Below are 18,691 nucleotides of genomic sequence, written 5' to 3' on the forward strand. Positions count from 1 at the left end.
CTTTCATGCGTATAGCACTGATCGTGGCCATGGCCCGCAACCGGGTGATTGGCCGGAATAACCGACTTCCCTGGTATCTCCCGGAGGAGCTGCAGTATTTCAAGCGGGCCACCATGGGTAAGTCCATCATCATGGGGCGCCGCACCCACGGATCCATCGGGCGACCGCTGCCCGGTCGCAGCAACATCGTGGTAACAAGGGATCCCGCCTGGTCCGCGGAAGGGGTATCGGTTGTGCATTCCCTGGAGGAGGCCTTCGAGCAGGCGGAGCGTCAGGCTCTGATTGACGGTACCGAAGAGTGCGTGGTGATCGGGGGGGCTCAGCTCTACGCCGAGGCGCTGCCGGAAGCGGACCGGCTCTACATGACGGAGGTTCACGCGGAAGTGGAGGGCGATACTTTCTTTCCGGAAGTGGATCTCAGCCTCTGGGAGGAGGTGTCGCGCGTGGATCATGCCGGTGGCGAGGAAGCCAACCGCTACCCTTACAGCATTGTTGTCTATGACCGGGGAGAGGTCTGAATGAGTGATTTTGACAGCCTGATGCATGCTGCCCGGGAGGGGCGGGCCGATCTGACGCCGGACTGGAGCCAGGGGCGGGCCACTTTTGGCGGGCTTCTGGCGGCCATGGCCCATGAGGCCATGCGGGGACAACTGGTGGATGAGCGGCCAATGCGCTCGCTGGCGGTTTCCTTCGTGGGGCCGGCGGCGCCGGACCAGCCTGTTGATGTGAGTGCGGAGATCCTGCGCCAGGGCAAGGCGGTGACCCAGGTGGAGAGTCGTATCCACCAGGGTGGTGACACCGTGATGGTGGCCATGGGCAGCTTCGGTTCCGGCCGCGATTCCGTGGTCTCGGTTGATCAGGAGGCAGCCCCGGAAGCGCCGGATGCCGGTTCCGCGCAGCCGATGCCGCAGATCGAGGGCGTAACCCCGGACTTCATGCGCCACTACGATCTGCGGTTCTGTCTCGGCGGGTTTCCGCTCAGTGGCTCAAGCGACCGCACCATGGGAGGTTGGATGCGCTTCCACGAGGCGCCGCAGGCCATCACCCACTCGCATCTGGTGGCTCTGGTAGATACCTGGCCCCCGGCGGTGCTGCCGCACCTCAGCCAGCCCGCGCCTGCCAGCACCCTGAGCTGGACCATGGAACTGGTGCACCCCATGCCCTCCATTGGTCCCTCAGACTGGCTGCTCTATCGTGCCACCATTGATCAGGCCAGGGACGGCTATGGCCTTACCCGGGCTGGGATCTGGACCGCCGAGGGCGAGCTGGTGGCTCGCAGCCAGCAGACGGTCACGGTTTTCGCCTGACATGAAGGATCAGCGCCAGGCCATGATCCTGGGGGTGACCACGGTCCTGCTGTGGTCGACGGCGGCAACGGCCTTCAAGATCTCGTTGGAACACCTGTCGCGCACCGGTCTCATGTTCTGGGGTGTTACCTTTTCCATACTGGTGCTGGTCGTCTGGCAGGCCTGGCAGGGGCGTCTGGGTGAAACCCTGCGCCCGGGGCGGCGAGGGCTTCAGCTGTCCCTCGGATTCGGGCTCATCAATCCGATCCTCTACTACACCCTGCTGTTCGGGGCCTATGACCTGCTGCCGGCGCAGGAGGCCATGGCCATCAACTACACCTGGGCGCTCACGCTCGCCTATCTGGCGGTACCGTTTCTGGGGCACAGGCTGAAGGCGGTGGACGCCTTTGCCGGGCTGATCTGCTATAGCGGTGTCTTCATCATCGCCACGCGCGGGGATCCGCTGGCATTTGATCTCTCGAATGGGCTGGGCGTGGCGCTGGCCCTCGGGAGCACACTGGTCTGGGCGTTCTACTGGATCTTCAATACCCGTGATACGCGTGAGCCGGTTGCCGGTCTGCTGCTGAACTTCCTGGTGGCCTGGCCGCTGATCCTGGTTCTGGCCCTCTGGGATGGCTGGCATTGGCCCGCGTGGCAGGGGCTGGCCGGCGCCGCCTGGGTGGGGGCCTTTGAGATGGGGATTGCCTTTGTGCTCTGGCTGCTGGCCATGAAGAAGGCGACCAACACCTCGCGCCTGAGCAACCTGATCTTCCTGTCGCCGCCGCTGTCGCTGGGCTTCATCGCGCTCATCGTGGGCGAGCCGATTCTGGGGTCAACGGTGGTGGGGCTGGCCCTGGTCATTACCGGGCTCTACCTGCAGCAGTACGTGCACTCGCGCAGTCAGTGATCCTCGACCGGGCGGCGGTTGGAGCGCGGATCCTCCCAGTGGAGTTCGCGCGGGTCGTACCAGCCGAGCGCCTCGCGGACGCGCTGGCGTGACCGTTCCGAGAGTGTGTCCCAGATGGCTTCGAAGCGTTCCGTGGCCTCGCTGCGGACCGGGCCGCTGCGGCTCTGAAGGCGGTGGATGATGACAGGAAGGCCTAGTGCCTCGCCAAGCTGGCCGGGCACGATGCGCTCCTCGCCCAGAACCTTGCGCTTGTGGGTACGGCTGGCGAGCACATGCTGGAGCGCCTCGGCGGCGCTCAGGGCGCTTTCCTCGGAGAAACGGTTGTCAGTCACGATGGTATGACCCGGATTCAGAGCCGATCCAAAAACTATAACGCGTCTGTAATCCAGCTGTCTCCCCCCGCGGGAGATGACGAGCGAACCCTTGATTGGTACTGTATCAACCTTCGTGAATCGAGGGAGTACAGAAAGTGGACAACGACAGCATCAAGGGTGCCTATAAGCGTTACGCACCGGTGTACGACTGGGTGTTCGGGCTTGTGTTTCGGAACGGGCGGCATGTGGCCATGGATTCTCTTGAGTTTAAATCCGGTGACCAGGTTCTGGAACTGGGCGTGGGTACTGGCCTTTCGCTGCCGGAATACCCCGATGACGTGGACATCCACGTGACTGGCGTTGATATTTCACAGGACATGCTCGACAAGGCCGAAAAGCGCATCCAAAAGCACGGGCTGAACAACTGCGAGCTGTACAACATGGACGCCGAAGCGCTGGACTTCCCGGACAACAGCTTCGACAAGATCATGGTTCTGTACGTGCTCTCCGTGGTGCCCGATCCCTATAAGGTGATGAGTGAGGTCCGCAGGGTTGCCAAGCCGGGGGCGGACGTGATCTTCGTCAACCACTTCGCCAAGGAAAACCCCCTGGTCCGCCGGTTTGAATCCACGCTTTCGCGCTGGGCCGCTCCCCTTGGGTTTGATCCGGATTTCCCCATGGAGCCGGTGCTTGAGAATGTGGGCCTGAACGTGGAGAAGATTGAGTCCGTGAACCTGTTCGGTTACTGGACTATGCTGCACGGTCGCTGCCCCGAAGAGTAACACCAGCCCGCCGGGAGTCACGGCCATGAATCGAGCGCTGTTCCCCCTCAACTCGGTGGTGCTTCCCGGCGGCCGCCTTCCCCTGCGGCTCTTCGAGCGCCGCTATATGGACATGCTGACCCATTCACTGCGCGCCCGGGAGCCTTTTGTACTGGTGCTTCTGGAACAAGGCGGCAGTGACACCCGGGCGGATGTCGCATTCCATCCCATTGGCTGTGAGGTCTCGGTGGTGGATTTCTCGCCGCTGGAGAATGGCTTCCTGGGCATTACGGTAGAGGGCCTGAGCAAGGTGTCCGTGGCACGGAACTGGCGGGAGACGGACGGCCTCAACCGTGGGGACGTGGTGGTTCTTCCTGAGGAGCCCCGAACGCCGACGCCGCTGCGTCACGAGGATCTTTCCGAGCTTCTGGCGGCGCTTTGCCGCCACCCTTCCGTGGCGGAACTCGATCTCAGTATTGATTACGACGATGCGCGTCAGGTCGGATGGCGGCTGACAGAGCTGCTGCCCATGGTCACTGAGCAGCGTCAGTCACTGGTGGAGATGGATGATCCATTGGAGCGGCTGGAAATTCTTTCACGATTGGTCGAAGACATGGAATGACCCGAACCGCCCAGGTGCCAGACCTGGTCTTGGCCTCGCTTTTGAGCCTCTCTGAGTGCCTGCTCACAGCGCTCACGCAGTGACTCCACCGAGTTTTCCCCGGGCGAGCGCGTTGTACAGCCGATGCTGGCCGTGATGCTTTCCACCGTGGGCCAGCGTGACTCGCCCAGCAGCCGCCGCACGCGTTCGGCGATCACCCGCAGTCCCTCTTCGGGGGTGAACGGCAGCAGCAGGACGAAGCGACCATCGCCCAGGTGGTAATGACTGTCTCCGGCCCGGATGGTGGTGCGCAGACTGCGACTGATGGCGGCACTGAGCCCGGACATTGCCTCCTCACCGTGAACGCCGGTGAGTTCCTCCCGGTGATCGATGCTCAGGAGGGCCAGTGACAGGGGGTGGCCTGTGGCCTCTGAGCGGCTGATCTCCCTGCTGAGGGTCTCGTTGAGGCTGCGCTCGTTGTAGGCCCCGGTTTCCGGGTCCACGATGGTCAGCGTGTCCACATAGCGGGCACTGGCATGGTAGTGGCGCGCGAACCAGCCGGCACCGGCGCCCAGCAACAGGGCAGTGCCGGCGAGCGCCAGCTGTTCCTGCGCCGGCAGATTCCAGGCCGCCACCAGGCTGAGAAGCAGGCCGACTGTACAGAGAGCGCCTGCCTGGTGGACCCTGAGGAGCAGGAAAGCCGCCATCAGCAACGGATAGAGCCAGTAGAAGGCGAGCGAGGGTTCCCGGGCGATGGCCTGGAGGATGGTGATGGCCATCAGAACCAGGATCAGAAGGTGGCTGCGGGTCTGCAGCTGGCGGTGTCGCCGGATCATGGTGACGGCGATGCCGGCGATCGCCAGGGCAGCAATGGCCAGGCCGCAGAAGAAGAGCTCATAGAATCCGTAGCGCAGGCTGCGCTCTGCCAAAACCATGAAGCACAGTAGCATCAGCGCATAGGCAACGCTGTTGGTGCGGGTACGCAGTGCGGTTTCAGTCATGGCCCGCGCCTCCGGCGTCCGTCCATGTCAGCGTCCGGCCGCCCCCCTGTTTCTCGGCCCGGCGCAGGGTTTCCTGGGCCTTTTCCGAAAGGCTGCGGGCATCATCACCCACATTGGCGCCCACCACGCCGGCCGAGAGCGTCAGCTCCATCCCTTCACGGGAGAGCATGTCCCGGGCTTGGTCGCGGATCGCCTCTATCGTCTGGACGGAATCGGGCGTCGCGGTGGCAGGCAGCACGATGATGAAGCCAGCCTCATCACTACGGTAGTAGCTGTCGAAGTCCCTAAGGGAGCGATGCAGCAGGCGGCCGAGCCGCACCATCAGGTTGCTCTGGTCCTGTTCCGGCAACGGGGTTTCGGGGTCATCAAGATGCAGGATACCTACGGTCACCGGTGTGCCTTCGCGTTCCCCGCGCCGGATCTCACGGTTGAGGTCGCTGTCGAGGTAGTCCCGGGTGGAGGCCAGGGTGAGTGAGTCGGTACGCCGCAGCGGGGCAAGCTGGGCGGCCTTGTACTCGCGCAGGTAAACGAATACCGCAGCCAGTCCGGTGGCAAGGATCAGCATGGGCACGAACTGGTGGCGGGCCATGCCAAGCTCGGGGGACAGGCCCAGGCTGAGTGTGCCGATGAGGAATAGCGCGCAGCCGGCGCCGGCCAGCCACAGGCCCCAGCCGGCAAACAGTGCCAGCGGCACCAGGAACGCCACAGGCGTCAGCCAGGGCCAGTGCCCGGCGAAGACCGCCAGAGTCAGAAGCAACAGCAGCAGGGATCCGGCCCGCAGCGTCCACCGCAGTGGCAGGGGCATTGTTGTTTCCGTTTCCATGATCAGCTCCCGGTGTTGCAATGCGAGGCTGTATCCGCTGCCCCACGCACGGGTATAATAGCCTACTTTTCCCGCAGAGCCCTGAAAACAGATGCGGAATCCGATTGGGAGGGATATGAGCACAGAATCCATGATGCGGGCCCTGGGCGAACAGGCCAGGGCGGCAAGCCGCGAACTGGCCCGTTCCAGTACCGGCATGCGTAATGAGGCCCTTCTTGCCACAGCCCGGGCGCTTGATGCCAGCCGGGAGACGCTGCAGGTGGAGAATCGGAAAGACCTGGAAGTGGGCCGTGAAAAGGGGCTTGATGAGGCCATGCTGGACCGGCTGGCGCTCACTGGTGGGCGCATCGATACCATGATCGAGGGCCTGCGCCAGATCGCCGGGCTCACGGATCCGGTGGGGGTGATCACGGACATGGAATATCGCCCGTCCGGTATCCAGGTCGGGCGCATGCGGGTGCCGCTCGGGGTGATCGGCATCATCTACGAGTCCCGTCCCAACGTCACCGTGGATGCGGCCAGTCTCTGCATCAAATCCGGCAACGCCACGGTTCTGCGTGGTGGCTCCGAGGCCTCGCACTCGAATCAGGCCATTGCCGGATGCGTGGCGCAGGGGCTGCGGGAAGCTGGCCTGCCCGAGACCGGGGTGCAGGTGGTCGGAACCACCGACCGCGAGGCCGTGGGTCACCTGATCCGGATGCCGGAGTATGTGGATGTGATCGTCCCCCGTGGTGGTAAGAGCCTGATCGAACGCATCAGCAATGAGGCATCGGTGCCCGTCATCAAGCACCTGGACGGCATCTGCCACAGTTTCCTGGACCGTGATGCGGATCCGGAGAAGGCCGTGAGCGTGACGGTCAATGCCAAGACCCAGCGTTACGGCACTTGCAACACCCTGGAAACCCTGCTGGTGGACGCCCCCGTGGCCGAATCCCTGCTGCCACCCATCGCGGAGCAGCTCCGTGGCATTGGCGTGGAGCTGCGGGGCTGTGCCGCTGCCTGCAAAATCCTGCCGGAGGCTGGAGAAGCGTCGGAGGAGGACTGGGCCACGGAGTACCTGGCTCCCGTTCTGTCCATCCGGGTGGTGGACGGGCTGGATGAGGCCATGGCGCACATCAACCGTTACAGCTCCCAGCATACTGACAGTATCATTACCGAGAACTACACCCGGGCCCGGCGCTTTCTGACGGAGGTGGATTCAAGTTCCGTGATGGTCAACGCCTCCACGCGTTTCGCGGACGGCTTTGAGTACGGGCTGGGCGCCGAGATCGGCATCTCCACCGACAAGCTCCACGCTCGGGGCCCGGTAGGGCTGGAGGGGCTGACCAGCCAGAAATACGTTGTATTCGGGGATGGCCATGTCCGTGAATGACCAGGAGCCGGCATGCTGCACGTGATGCTGGGTGGCACCTTTGACCCCGTCCACAATGGCCATCTGCGGATGGCGGTGGAACTGCATGAACGTCTTGAGGGGGCCCGGATCCGGCTCCTGCCCTGCCACCGCCCGCCGCACCGTGATCAGCCAGGAGCCGAGGGCGACACCCGGCTGGGCATGCTGCGGGATGCGGTGGCGGAAGAGCCGGGGCTTATGGTGGATTCCCGTGAACTGGACCAGGACCGGGTGTCCTATAGCGGGGAAACACTCCAGCAGCTGCGCTCCGAGCTGGGGGCGCAAACGCCGCTGGCGATGGTCGTGGGAACCGACGCTTTCAATACCCTTGATCAGTGGCGTGGCTGGATGCAACTGCCTGAGCTCGCCCATATAATCGTGGTCAACAGACCCGGATTTCCTCTGGCGCCAACGGAGCCCGTTGCAGCCATGCTGCAGGAACGCCGGGCAGCGGACGCGGCTGATCTCCAGCACAATGCCAGTGGTTCCATCCTGGTGATGGAGCTGCCGCTGCTGGAGATTGCGGCCACGGAAGTCCGGAGCCGGGCCGCTGCCGGGCGATCAATCCGCTACCTGGTGCCGGACGCGGTCTGGCGGACCATTCGGGATCAGGGGCTGTATCGACTTGAAACAGGATGATTATGGAATCTGAACAACTGAAGTCACTGGCGGTGGATGCCGTCGAATCAATGAAGGGCCAGGACGTGGCTGTACTGGACGTGCGCGACCGTACCAGCATGACGGATTACATGGTCATCGTCTCGGGCAACTCCAATCGCCATATCCATTCGCTGGCCGAGGAAGTGGTGCAGCGCGCCAAGCAGGAAGCGGACAGCAAGCCGAAACTCGAGGGCGGTGAAACCAGCGATTGGGTGCTGGTGGACATGGGTGACGTGATCGTTCACCTGATGCTGCCGGCGACCCGTGAGTTCTACGACCTGGAACGGTTCTGGCGGGATGCTCCGGGGCTGGGCGTCTCGGGTACGGAGTAGCATGCATCTGAAGGTCATCAGCGCCGGGCAGAAGCTGCCCGACTGGCTCAACGCGGGCTTTGAAGAGTACCGTAGGCGTTTTCCCCGAGAGATGCGGCTGGAACTGACGGAAGTCCCCCTCGGAGGCCGGGGGCGGCAGGCCGATACGGCACGCGCGGTTCGGGATGAAGGCGACCGGATGCTGAAGGCGCTGCGTGGTCCCGAATGGGTGATCGCCCTTGAGATTGACGGTCGCCAGTGGTCCACGGAGAAACTCGCGGAGCGCCTTGAGCACTGGCGCATGGAGGGGCAGGACGTTGCCTTCCTGATCGGTGGGCCGGAAGGGCTCTCGGATGCGTGCCGGGAGCGTGCCAACCAGACCTGGTCACTGTCGCCTCTGACGCTTCCCCATCCACTGGTGCGGGTGATGCTGGCGGAGCAGCTCTATCGCGCCTGGAGCATCAACTGCAACCACCCTTACCACAGGGCCGGCTGACCATGAGCTGGGGAACGCTCCGCAATACCGGTCAGGAACGGGAGCTCTTCCAGCGAAGGTCGTTCGTAGCGGTCATAGCAGTGCTCATAGTGATCGGGGTTCTGATCGGGCGCTTCTATTATCTCCAGGTCATCGAGCATGAGACTTACTCTACGATCTCTGACCGCAACCGCCTTCAGGTGCAGCCGGTGCCTCCCACCCGCGGACTGATCTATGACCGCAATGGTGTACTTCTGGCGGAAAACCGGCCGGTTTTCAGCCTGACGGTTATTCCGGAGCAGGTATCGGACATGGATGCCCTGATCGGTGAGATCCGGGATATTGTGGATGTTCGCCCGGAGGATGTTGAGAACTTCCGGCAGCGGATGGATGAACGGCGCCGACCCTTCGAGCCCGTGCCACTGCGCTACCATCTGACCGAAGCCGAAATGGCCCGGCTCGCGGTGAACCGCCACAGCCTGCCCGGTGTGGAAATGGAAGCACGGCTGGTGCGGTACTATCCCTATGGCCGGCTGACCTCCCATGTACTGGGTTACGTGGGCAGGATCAATGAGCAGGATGCGCGACGCATCGACCAGGTGGCATATGCGGGGACCCATTACATCGGCAAGACTGGCCTTGAGCGGGTCTATGAGGAAGAGCTGCACGGTGAGGTGGGGTACCAGAATGTCGAGACCAATGCCCGTGGTCGCGTAATGCGGGTGCTGGAACGAGAGGATCCGAGCCCCGGGCGGGATCTGACCCTGAGCCTGGACATCCGGCTTCAGCAGGTGGCCCAGGAGGCTCTGGGCGATCGGCGGGGTGCGGTTGTGGCCATCAATCCGGAAACCGGTGGGTTGCTCGCCCAGGTCAGTACGCCGGGTTTTGACACCAACAAATTCGTCACCGGCATTGATCACAAGAGTTACGCCGCGTTGCGCGACTCGCCTGACAAGCCCCTGTTCAACCGCGCCACCCGCGGCCAGTACCCGCCGGGGTCCACCATCAAGCCCATGATGGCGCTGGCCGGGCTGGCGTCGGATACCGTGACCAAGTCCGAAATTGTCCATGACCCTGGTTACTATCAACTGCCCAACAGCAGTCAGGTCTTTCGCAACTGGAAGCGGCAGGGGCATGGGGATACCACCCTCTATGACGCCATTGTGCTTTCCAGTGATACCTACTTCTACAAGATGGCCTACGAAATGGGCGGCAGCAGGATGGCCGATTATCTGGGACGCTTTGGTTTTGGCTCCGTGACGTCGCTTGATGTGCGGGATGAGCGCTCCGGGATTCTGCCGAGCCCTGAGTGGAAGCGCCGCGTTCACGACGCGCCCTGGTATCCGGGGGATTCGGTGAACATGGGGATTGGCCAGGGCTATTTCCTCTCCACGCCCCTGCAGCTGGCCGCCACCACCAGCGTGCTCGCCAACCGCGGGGAGCGGCACCCGCCCCGGCATCTGCGCTACATCGATGGCAATATCCCGGCACAGCACCTACTGCCGGACATTGTCCGCCCGCCCGTCGATATGGGGAGCGAATCGGACTGGGAATACGTGATCAATGCCATGGAGGATGTGGTGCATGGCTCCGAGGGCACGGCGCGCCGCATCAGCCCGGGCCTCAATTACCGTATGGCCGGCAAGACCGGAACCTCTCAGGTCTTCAGCCTGGATGGTGAGGAGTACGATGAGGATGAGGTTGCCGAACGCATGCGGGATCATGCCCTGTTTGTGGCCTTTGCACCTGCTGATGATCCGGAAATTGTTGTGTCTGTACTGGTTGAGAACGGCGGCAGTGGCAGTGCCACGGCGGCGCCGGTGGCACGCCAGGTAACAGATGCCTGGATCAATGGTTTCCCGGACGTACTGACCAGACAGGCCCTGCCTGGAAGTATGGAGAGTGATGGCGGGACCGCGGGAGGTCAGCCATGAGACAGGAATTCGTACGCCAGATCGCCATGGATCCGGACTACCTGCAGCGTCGTGGCGGCTGGCTGAGCCGTCTGCACCTGGATCCCTGGCTGCTCCTGCTGCTGATGCTCATCATGGGGTTCGGGCTGGTGGTTCTCTACAGTGCGGGGGAAAATGGCATGGCCATTGTCCGGAGTCAGGCGCTGCGCATTGGTGTGGGATTGCTGGTGATGCTGTTCTTTGCGCAGTTGGATCCCATGCTCTATCGGCGTTGGTCGCCCTGGCTGTATCTGGCGGGCATCGTCGCTCTGGTGCTGGTTCTGCTTTTCGGCGCCGGCGCCCAGGGCGCGCAACGCTGGCTGGCGCTACCCGGGCTGCCGCGCTTCCAGCCATCGGAGGCCATGAAGATAGGTGTTCCGCTGATGGTGGCCTGGTTCCTTTCACAGCTGGTGCTGCCTCCCCGGCTGTTACCGATTCTCATGGCTCTGGTCCTGACGGCGTTGCCCGGAGCACTGATTATTGCGCAGCCGGATCTGGGGACGGCGGTGCTCGTCATTGCATCCGGCTTGGCGGTGCTGTTTCTCGCGGGACTGAGCTGGAAGTTGATCATGCTGATGGTGACGGCGGGAGGGGCTTCCATTCCCGTACTCTGGCTTTTTGTGATGCGTGATTACCAGAAGGAGCGCGTGCTGACCCTGTTGAACCCCGGTAGTGACCCGCTCGGGGCGGGCTGGAACATCACCCAGTCCAAGGCCGCAATCGGCTCTGGAGGGCTGCACGGCAAGGGATGGGGCGAGGGAACCCAGTCTCACCTGGATTTCCTGCCGGAAAGCCACACGGATTTCATACTTGCGGTTCTGGCCGAAGAGTTTGGTTTTATCGGTGTAACCTTTCTGCTGGCGCTGTACGCGCTGGTTGTAGTTCGCAGTTTGTTTATCGCCTCTGCGGCCCAGACCTCTTTCAGTCGGCTTCTCTCCGGAGGTCTGGCCATAATTTTCTTTATGTATGTGGTGGTTAACGTGGCCATGGTCAGTGGACTGATGCCGGTGGTAGGGGTGCCGCTGCCGCTGGTTAGTTTCGGCGGCACATCAATCGTGACGCTGCTGGCGGGCTTCGGTATTCTGATGGCTGTCCATACCCACCGACGTATGCTGGAGTCCTGACCCTGCCCATGGCGCGATTCACCGTATTGCTGCTTGCTCTGTTCAGCTTTGCTGCATTCGGGGCCTCCTCCGAACGCGAGCGCTTCATTGAGCGCATGGTTGAGGAGGAAGGCTTTGAGCGTGACCGGGTTATCGCGTGGCTCGAAGACGCCCGCCATGACGAAGAGGTGATTGAGCGCATCAGCGCGCCCGCTGAAAAGGTGCTGGATTGGGGGGAGTATCGGGAGATCTTCCTGACCCCTGAGCGCCTGAAGCAGGGCCGGGCCTTCATGCTGGAGCACCGGGAAACCCTGGCGCGTGCGGAGCGCACCTATGGGGTGCCGGCGGAACTGGTGACCGCCATCATCGGCATCGAAACCTACTATGGGCGCCACGCCGGCAATGACCGGGTTCTGGATGCGCTCGTCACCCTGGGGTTTGGCTATCCGCCGAGAGCGGATTTTTTCCGGGACGAGTTGCGCCATTTCCTGCTGCTGGCAAGGGAGCAGGGGTTTGACCCGCGGGAACCCATGGGCTCTTACGCGGGGGCCATGGGATATGGCCAGTTCATCGCCAGCAGCTACCGGCATTACGCGGTGGATTTCAATGGTGACGGAACCGTTGACCTTTTCGACGACCCGGTGGACGCCATTGGCAGCGTGGCCCACTACTTCCATGCCCATGACTGGCAGCGGGGGGCACCCGTAGCCATGCCTCTGGCGGAATGGCGCGGTCCGGTCGGCAACACCCGCCTGCTGTGCTTGCGCGTGGAGGATAGCGTCCGGCACTGGATTGTCCATGGCAACTTCGACGTGATCACGCGCTACAACCACAGTGACCTGTACGCGATGGCGGCCTGGTCTCTGGCGCAGCGCCTTAAGGAGGCCCCCTGATTATGGGCGGCAGCCGTCATCTCCTGGTGGGGCTGCTGGTGCTGGCGCTTGCCGGCTGTGCTGGAAACGGTCAACAGCGCCAATCGGACTCCCGTTACACGCTTTCCCAGGACACCGGCCCGGACCGCGAGCTGGATGTTGCCAGTGTAAGCGAACCCGAGCCACAGTATGAACCGCCCAGCAGGTCAGGCAATAAATCCCCCTACGAGGTCTGGGGCAAGAGCTATGAGGTGATGCCGTCCGCACAGGGCTATGAGGCGACCGGAACCGCCAGCTGGTACGGGCGCAAATTCCATGGGCATCTCACCTCCAATGGTGAGACCTATGACATGTACGAACTCAGCGCGGCCCATCGCAGCCTGCCCCTGCCCACGTACGTGCGGGTTACGAATCTTGCGAACGACCGCTCCACCATTGTTCGGGTGAATGACCGGGGACCTTTCCACGGGGATCGTCTGATCGATCTGTCCTATGCGGCGGCCCGAGTACTCGGGTTTGATGGTCAAGGAACGGCGCGGGTTCATATCGAGGCGGTGGCAACCCGGCCGCCGGAGGAGCAACCGGAAACGAAAAAAAATGGGTCCGCTCAGGACGGTAATACGGAACCCGAAAAGAAATCCGCATTACCATCCAGCAAAAAAGAGGATCGCCTCTTTGTTCAGGTGGGTGCGTTTGGTAATTTAACGGCCGCTACCCAGCTCAAGGCCCAGCTGCTCATGGTCACGGCCAGTGATGTGCACCTGGTCAGAAGCAGTGATGATTCCCGGGTCCACCGGGTCTGGGTGGGCCCATTCCGGGAGCGGAGCGCTGCGGAACAGGCTCAGCGGGCCATTGAGCGTAATGATCTGGGGCAGTCCATCATCATCAAGCGGCCCGCCGGAAGCGCGGGCTGACACATCAGGACGATTCAACCATGCGCAAGCTGTTCTCGATTCTTCTGGTTTTCGGTATGACCCTGGCGGCCACGCCGCTGCAGGCTGACAGCCTGATTCCCTCGCCCCCCGAACTCGGGGCCAATGCCTATATTCTCATGGATGCCCAGAGCGGACGGGTGTTGGTGGAGAAAAACGCGGATGAGCGTGTGGCCCCCGCCAGCCTGACGAAGATGATGACGGCCTATATCGCTGATCGCGAGATGGAAGAGGGCCGCCTGAGCATGGATGAGGAGACCACCGTCAGTGTCAATGCCTGGAAGACCGGCGGCTCGCGCATGTTCCTGCGTGAGGGAACGAAGATCTCGGTCCGGGAACTGATGAATGGGATCATCGTCCAGTCCGGCAATGATGCTAGTGTGGCGCTGGCGGAACACATCGCCGGAGGCGAGGGCTCTTTCGCGCAGATGATGAACCAGCAGGCGAGCCAGCTGGGGATGGAGAACACCAACTTCACCAACGCCACCGGCATGCCGGATCCGGACATGTACACCACGGCTCGGGACATGGCGATTCTGGCCCGGGCCAAAATCCGGGATTTTCCGGACACCTATGATCTCTACTCCAAGCGTTACTATACCTATAACGGCATCCGTCAGCCGAACCGCAACCGTCTGCTTTGGCGGGATAAGTCCGTGGATGGCCTCAAGACCGGCCACACGGACGAAGCGGGCTACTGCCTGGCGTCCTCGGCCGAACGTGATGGCATGCGCCTGGTGAGTGTTGTCATGGGGACTTCCAGTTCCGAGGCACGGGCCCGGGAGTCCCAGCAGCTGCTCAACTACGGCTTCCGCTATTACGAGACCTTCCGCCTCTACGAGGGGGGGGAGAAGATTACCGAGTCCCGTGTGTGGAAGGGCGCCAGCGACCAGCTTGATCTGGGGCTGCAGGAGGATCTCTATCTCACCGTGCCCAATGGAGCGCGGGAGAATCTGGAGCCGAAGATATCCGTGGAATCCGTTCTGGAGGCGCCCATCGAGCGTGGCAGCGTGCTCGGCGAGCTGACGGTGACCCATGAGGGTACAACCCTGGCCGAGCGCGAGCTGGTGGCACTGCATTCGGTGGAAGAGGGCGGTTTCTTCCGGCGGATCTGGGACGCCATCAAGCTGTTCTTCCTGGAGCTCTTCCAGTAACCTGTGAGGTATGACTCAAGGCCAGAATCCCCAGATCGAGTTCCCCTGTGACTACCCGATCAAGGTGATCGGGGATCACAGTGAAGATTTCGCACTGACGGTAACCCGGGTCGTGCAGCAGTTCGATCCGGCGTTTGACCCGGCGACCCTTACCGCCCAGCCGAGCCGTAACGGCCGGTTCATCTCGGTTCGTGTAACCCTCAGGGCCACCGGTGAGGAGCAGCTGCGGAACCTGTTCACGGCACTTAAGGCCACCGGCCAGGTTCATATGGTGGTCTGATGGCGCAACCCGCCCCCATTGCCGACGAGCCGCGGTTTGAGTGGCTCGGTCAGCGCACCTATGAGCCCGTTTTTGAAGCCATGAAGGCTTTTACTGAGCGGCGCGATTGCGACACCCGTGATGAGTGCTGGCTGCTGGAGCACGAGCCTGTTTTTACGCAGGGCCAAGCGGGCCGTGCCGAGCATCTTCTCTGGCCAGGCGATATACCAGTGGTGCAGGTGGACCGCGGCGGCCAGGTCACCTATCACGGGCCCGGTCAGGTCATGCTCTACACACTGATCGACATTCGCCGCCGCGGACTGGGCGTGCGCCAGCTTGTCAGCCTTCTGGAAGACACTACCGTGGCCGTGCTGGCACACTGGGGTATCGAGGGCGCCCCGCGCCGGGATGCGCCCGGCGTCTATGTGGCGGGTGAGAAGATTGCATCACTGGGGCTCAGGGTGCGGCGTGGCTGTGCCTATCATGGGCTGGCGCTCAATGTTGACATGGATCTCTCGCCCTTCCAGCGGATCAACCCCTGCGGGTACGCGGGCATGCCCGTGACCCAGATGCGGGATCAGCTGGGTGAGGCGGTGCCCCTGGGAGCGGTGTCGGATGTACTCCAGCGACTGCTGCTGGAGCGGTTGCAACAGGCTGGGAGCGAGTGAATGGGCTCCGAGAAGAAACGCAGTTCGGTGTCGCGGATCAAAACCGGCAGCTTTGAGCGCCGCCTGAGCCTGACCCGGGCCGGGCTTTTTGCCGGCACCCGCATGGCTTCCCATTACGCCACCAACTGGTTCGGGAGCCGCGAAAGTCGAGACAAGCGCCGCAGTGACATGCTGTCGCGCCAGGCGCAGTATCTGGTGGAGGAGCTGGGGCAGCTCAAGGGCAGTGTGGTCAAGATCGGTCAGATCATGGCCCTTTATGGCGAGCACTTCCTGCCGGAGGAGGTTACTGAGGCCCTGCATACCCTTGAGGACCAGACGACGTCGCTGGAATGGGGAACCATCGAGCGCACCCTTACGGCCGAGCTGGGTGAACAGCGGCTTTCCGAACTGGAGGTTGACCCGGAGCCCATTGGCGCCGCCTCCCTGGGGCAGGTGCACCGGGCCCGCCGCCGTGAGGATGGCGAGGAACTGGTTCTCAAGATCCAGTACCCCGGCGTGGCCGATGCCGTGGATTCCGACCTGAATTCCGTGGCCCAGGTACTGAAGATGGCCCGCGTGGTCTCCTGGGGGCCGGCCTTTGATGAGTGGCTCGAGGAAGTCCGCGCCATGATGCACCGGGAGGTGGACTACCGTCTGGAAGCCCGGACCACCGAGTCCTTCCGGCAGAAACTGATGGATGATCCACGTTTCATCGTGCCACGGGTGGTTGAGGCCTACTCCAGCGACCACGTCATTGCCTCGACCTTTGAGTCCGGCCATTCGGTGAGCTCCGACACGGTACAGTCCCTGTCACTGGAGCGGCGTTCCGCGCTGGGCCGGGGGGCGCTGGAACTTTTCCTTAGTGAACTCTTCATCTGGAACGAGATCCAGACGGATCCCAATTTCGGCAATTACCGCATCCGGCTGGCCGAGGAAACCGGTGACCGTGACTGCATTGTGCTTCTGGATTTCGGGGCCGTTCAGCGGTATTCGGATGAGTTTCTGGGGCCAGTCCGGGATATGATCCGGGCATCCTATGAACAGGATCTGGATGCGGTCATTGAAGGGGGTATCAAGCTTAACTTCATGCAGGCGGATTGGCCCCGGCCGGTCCTGGAGCGGTTTGGCGGCGTCTGTATGCGGGTGCTGGAGCCACTGAGCGGCGAGGCCATGGAAAAACCGGATTACGCCGTGAACGAGCGGGGCGAATACCGCTGGAAGCAGAGCGACCTGCCCAACCGCGTGGCGCGCGAGGCCACCCGTTCCGCCATCAACCGATACTTCCGTATTCCCCCTAAAGAGTTCGTGTTCCTCAACCGCAAGCTGGTGGGCGTCTACACCTTCATCGCCGTGCTGGCGGCAGAGTTCGATGGCGAACCGGTGCTGCGCCACTACCTCTATGGGGAATCCGAAAGCACCACCGGTTGAGTGCGGATTCCATGCTATCCTTGCGCCCGAAACATGTACGACCCGAGGAGTCATTGATGGAGAAAGTTACGATCTATGGCCGTATGTCCTGCGGTTTCTGCAGCGGAGCCCGCCGGCTTTGCGAGACACAGGGCCTTGAGCACGAATGGGTCGATATGGTCTCGGAAGGGCTGGACAAGCAGGATCTCAGCGAGATCGCGGGAACGCCCGTGCATACCGTGCCGCAGATCTTCGTCGGAGACCGCCACATCGGTGGTTTTGACGAGTTTACCCAGTACATGGAACAGAATCAGGCCTGAATCACCACGACGGAGGAAATGCGGGTATGGCCGACGACGAAAACATGAAGCGCCCGGAAACGATTCCGGAGGAACGCTGGAAGCAGCACCTGGACTGGATGCAGGTTACCGGTAGCACCCTGGATGAACACCTGAAGGAGCAGAGCACCGGTGAGCTCTGGAAACAGTTCCAGCGTCGCTCCATGACCCGGCGCCGCAGCGACGACACCGGGTCCTGACCCGCCTCAGAGCTTGAAGTCGGCCTTGAGCTTCTTCTCCACGGGCCGGTTCTCAAGCTTGGCCACCTTGGGCAGGCCATTCTCGAACGGCGGGAAGGCTTCGCCCTGGATCAGTGGCTCCAGGTATTCGCGGCAGTCCGCCGTGATGCCGAAGCCTTCATCCGTGGTGTAGTGGATCGGCATCTTCTTCTCCTGGTTGGCCACCTCGTTCAGCGGCGCCTCGCTGATGTGCCAGCGATAGGGGTTGGAAGACTCGCGCTTGATGATGGGCATGATGCCGTTACGGCCTTCGAGGGCGTAGTTGACGGCCGCCTCACCCACGGCATAAGCCTGCTCCACATCCGTCTGTGAGGCGATGTGGCGCGCCGAGCGCTGGAGATAGTCCGCCACCGCCCAGTGGTACTTGTGCCCCAGTGACTGTTTCACCATGTTGGCCAGCGTGGGTGCCACACCGCCCAGCTGGGTATGGCCGAAGGCGTCCTTCTGGCCGGCTTCCGCGAGGAAACGGCCGTCCTCGTACTGGGCACCCTCGGAGGCCACCACCACACAGAACCCGTGATCCTTCACGCACTGGTCGACCTTGTTCAGGAACGCCTCACGCTCGAAGGGGTGCTCCGGGAAGACGATGATATGCGGCGCGTCGCCCGGGTTCTTTCCGGCCAGCCCGCCGGCGGCGGCAATCCAGCCCGCGTGGCGGCCCATGACCTCCAGGATGAAGACCTTGGTGGAGGTGTCGCACATGGACTGGATGTCCAGGCTCGCCTCCAGCGTGGAGGTGGCCACGTACTTGGCCACGGAGCCGAAGCCGGGGCAGCAGTCCGTGAAGGGCAGGTCGTTGTCGACCGTCTTGGGAATGCCGATGCAGTTGAGCGGGTAGCCCATGCGCTCGGCCATCTGGGACACCTTGAAGGCGGTGTCCTGGGAGTCGCCGCCGCCGTTGTAGAAGAAATAGCCGATGTCGTGGGCACGGAAAACCTCGATCAGGCGTTCGTACTCGTGCCGGTTCTCATCGATGTTGCGCAGCTTGTGGCGGCAGGAGCCGAAAGCGCCACCGGGCGTGTGGATCAGGGCACGGATCTCGTCATCGGTCTCATGGCTGGTGTCGATCAGCTCCTCCTTGAGGGCGCCAGTAATACCGTTGCGGCCGGCGAATACCTTGCCGATACGGTCGCCGTGTTTGCGCGCGGTTTCGATCACCCCCGCGGCGCTGGCATTGATAACCGCGGTCACGCCTCCGGACTGGGCATAGAAAGCGTTCTTGGGCGCCATGGTGTTGAGTCTCCTGCAATCGACTGAAT

23 protein-coding genes are annotated in these 18,691 nt (G+C 62.6%); 19 read left to right on the forward strand and 4 right to left on the reverse strand.

Annotated elements, in window-relative coordinates:
• The first annotated feature begins 5 nt into the window (after positions 1-5).
• The 3 genes from H4I92_RS00375 to H4I92_RS00385 are packed head-to-tail and all read left to right on the forward strand — an operon-like array spanning position 6 to position 2,193.
• Entirely contained in the window at positions 6-518 is a 513-nt protein-coding gene (locus H4I92_RS00375; RefSeq protein ID WP_077528674.1) for a dihydrofolate reductase, read from the forward strand.
• On the forward strand, positions 519-1,307 hold the full coding sequence (locus tag H4I92_RS00380; RefSeq protein WP_077528675.1) for an acyl-CoA thioesterase: 789 nt from the start codon (positions 519-521) through the stop codon (positions 1,305-1,307).
• 1 nt (position 1,308) lies between these two features.
• Positions 1,309-2,193, forward strand: a complete 885-nt coding sequence (locus tag H4I92_RS00385) for a DMT family transporter (protein ID WP_077528676.1) — start codon at positions 1,309-1,311, stop codon at positions 2,191-2,193.
• Here H4I92_RS00385 and H4I92_RS00390 read toward each other — a convergent pair.
• Positions 2,187-2,525, reverse strand: coding sequence for a hypothetical protein (locus tag H4I92_RS00390; protein WP_143512559.1), 339 nt, complete (start codon positions 2,523-2,525; stop codon positions 2,187-2,189). The genes H4I92_RS00385 and H4I92_RS00390 overlap by 7 nt on opposite strands.
• Positions 2,526-2,662: 137 nt before the next feature.
• Between H4I92_RS00390 and H4I92_RS00395 the strand changes: the two genes are divergently transcribed.
• A complete protein-coding gene (locus H4I92_RS00395; protein WP_077528678.1) occupies positions 2,663-3,289 on the forward strand; it encodes a class I SAM-dependent methyltransferase in 627 nt (208 codons plus the stop codon).
• 25 nt (positions 3,290-3,314) lie between these two features.
• Entirely contained in the window at positions 3,315-3,890 is a 576-nt protein-coding gene (locus H4I92_RS00400) for an LON peptidase substrate-binding domain-containing protein (protein ID WP_077528679.1), read from the forward strand.
• Here H4I92_RS00400 and H4I92_RS00405 read toward each other — a convergent pair.
• Both H4I92_RS00405 and H4I92_RS00410 read right to left on the reverse strand, forming a co-directional pair.
• Positions 3,815-4,870 carry a GGDEF domain-containing protein gene (locus H4I92_RS00405; protein ID WP_077528680.1) on the reverse strand — a complete coding sequence of 352 codons (1,056 nt, stop codon included), beginning with the start codon at positions 4,868-4,870 and terminating at the stop codon, positions 3,815-3,817. The two genes, H4I92_RS00400 and H4I92_RS00405, sit on opposite strands and share 76 nt — an antisense overlap.
• A complete protein-coding gene (locus tag H4I92_RS00410; RefSeq protein ID WP_179105571.1) occupies positions 4,863-5,693 on the reverse strand; it encodes a GGDEF domain-containing protein in 831 nt (276 codons plus the stop codon). Before H4I92_RS00410 ends, H4I92_RS00405 begins: the two co-directional genes overlap by 8 nt.
• A gap of 115 nt (positions 5,694-5,808) precedes the next feature.
• On the opposite strand from H4I92_RS00410, the gene H4I92_RS00415 reads away from it, so the two are divergent.
• The 14 genes from H4I92_RS00415 to H4I92_RS00480 are packed head-to-tail and all read left to right on the forward strand — an operon-like array spanning position 5,809 to position 17,393.
• The gene (locus H4I92_RS00415; protein WP_077528681.1) at positions 5,809-7,065 is read left to right on the forward strand and encodes a glutamate-5-semialdehyde dehydrogenase; all 1,257 of its coding nucleotides are present in this window, start codon (positions 5,809-5,811) and stop codon (positions 7,063-7,065) included.
• Positions 7,066-7,077: 12 nt separating this feature from the next.
• A complete protein-coding gene (nadD, locus tag H4I92_RS00420) occupies positions 7,078-7,722 on the forward strand; it encodes a nicotinate-nucleotide adenylyltransferase (RefSeq protein ID WP_218668093.1) in 645 nt (214 codons plus the stop codon).
• Between the two features lie 2 nt (positions 7,723-7,724).
• A complete protein-coding gene (rsfS, locus tag H4I92_RS00425; protein ID WP_077528682.1) occupies positions 7,725-8,075 on the forward strand; it encodes a ribosome silencing factor in 351 nt (116 codons plus the stop codon).
• A gap of 1 nt (position 8,076) precedes the next feature.
• Entirely contained in the window at positions 8,077-8,550 is a 474-nt protein-coding gene (gene rlmH, locus H4I92_RS00430) for a 23S rRNA (pseudouridine(1915)-N(3))-methyltransferase RlmH (protein WP_077528683.1), read from the forward strand.
• A gap of 2 nt (positions 8,551-8,552) precedes the next feature.
• Positions 8,553-10,463: a penicillin-binding protein 2 gene (mrdA, locus tag H4I92_RS00435; protein WP_077528684.1), complete on the forward strand. Its 1,911-nt coding sequence runs from the start codon at positions 8,553-8,555 to the stop codon at positions 10,461-10,463.
• The gene (gene rodA, locus H4I92_RS00440; RefSeq protein ID WP_077528685.1) at positions 10,460-11,605 is read left to right on the forward strand and encodes a rod shape-determining protein RodA; all 1,146 of its coding nucleotides are present in this window, start codon (positions 10,460-10,462) and stop codon (positions 11,603-11,605) included. Before mrdA ends, rodA begins: the two co-directional genes overlap by 4 nt.
• Positions 11,606-11,613: 8 nt before the next feature.
• A complete protein-coding gene (gene mltB, locus H4I92_RS00445) occupies positions 11,614-12,477 on the forward strand; it encodes a lytic murein transglycosylase B (RefSeq protein WP_077528686.1) in 864 nt (287 codons plus the stop codon).
• A 2-nt stretch (positions 12,478-12,479) separates the two neighbouring features.
• Complete coding sequence (locus tag H4I92_RS00450; RefSeq protein ID WP_077528687.1) at positions 12,480-13,370, forward strand: septal ring lytic transglycosylase RlpA family protein; 891 nt, start codon at positions 12,480-12,482, stop codon at positions 13,368-13,370.
• A gap of 20 nt (positions 13,371-13,390) precedes the next feature.
• Positions 13,391-14,542 (forward strand): D-alanyl-D-alanine carboxypeptidase family protein, encoded by a 1,152-nt coding sequence (locus H4I92_RS00455; protein ID WP_077528688.1) that lies wholly within the window; start codon positions 13,391-13,393, stop codon positions 14,540-14,542.
• Between the two features lie 10 nt (positions 14,543-14,552).
• The gene (locus H4I92_RS00460; protein WP_077528689.1) at positions 14,553-14,822 is read left to right on the forward strand and encodes an HP0495 family protein; all 270 of its coding nucleotides are present in this window, start codon (positions 14,553-14,555) and stop codon (positions 14,820-14,822) included.
• Positions 14,822-15,469, forward strand: a complete 648-nt coding sequence (gene lipB, locus H4I92_RS00465) for a lipoyl(octanoyl) transferase LipB (RefSeq protein WP_077528690.1) — start codon at positions 14,822-14,824, stop codon at positions 15,467-15,469. Before H4I92_RS00460 ends, lipB begins: the two co-directional genes overlap by 1 nt.
• On the forward strand, positions 15,470-16,876 hold the full coding sequence (locus tag H4I92_RS00470) for an ABC1 kinase family protein (RefSeq protein WP_077528691.1): 1,407 nt from the start codon (positions 15,470-15,472) through the stop codon (positions 16,874-16,876).
• A 56-nt stretch (positions 16,877-16,932) separates the two neighbouring features.
• Positions 16,933-17,175: a GrxA family glutaredoxin gene (locus H4I92_RS00475; protein ID WP_077528692.1), complete on the forward strand. Its 243-nt coding sequence runs from the start codon at positions 16,933-16,935 to the stop codon at positions 17,173-17,175.
• 26 nt (positions 17,176-17,201) lie between these two features.
• Positions 17,202-17,393: a hypothetical protein gene (locus H4I92_RS00480; RefSeq protein ID WP_077528693.1), complete on the forward strand. Its 192-nt coding sequence runs from the start codon at positions 17,202-17,204 to the stop codon at positions 17,391-17,393.
• Positions 17,394-17,399: 6 nt separating this feature from the next.
• Here H4I92_RS00480 and H4I92_RS00485 read toward each other — a convergent pair whose 3' ends face one another.
• Complete coding sequence (locus H4I92_RS00485; RefSeq protein WP_077528694.1) at positions 17,400-18,662, reverse strand: 6-phosphofructokinase; 1,263 nt, start codon at positions 18,660-18,662, stop codon at positions 17,400-17,402.
• Between the last annotated feature and the right edge of the window lie 29 nt (positions 18,663-18,691).

Origin of the sequence: Vreelandella halophila (assembly GCF_019903425.1) — a bacterium.
GTDB classification, from domain to species: Bacteria; Pseudomonadota; Gammaproteobacteria; order Pseudomonadales; family Oleiphilaceae; genus Halospina; species Halospina halophila.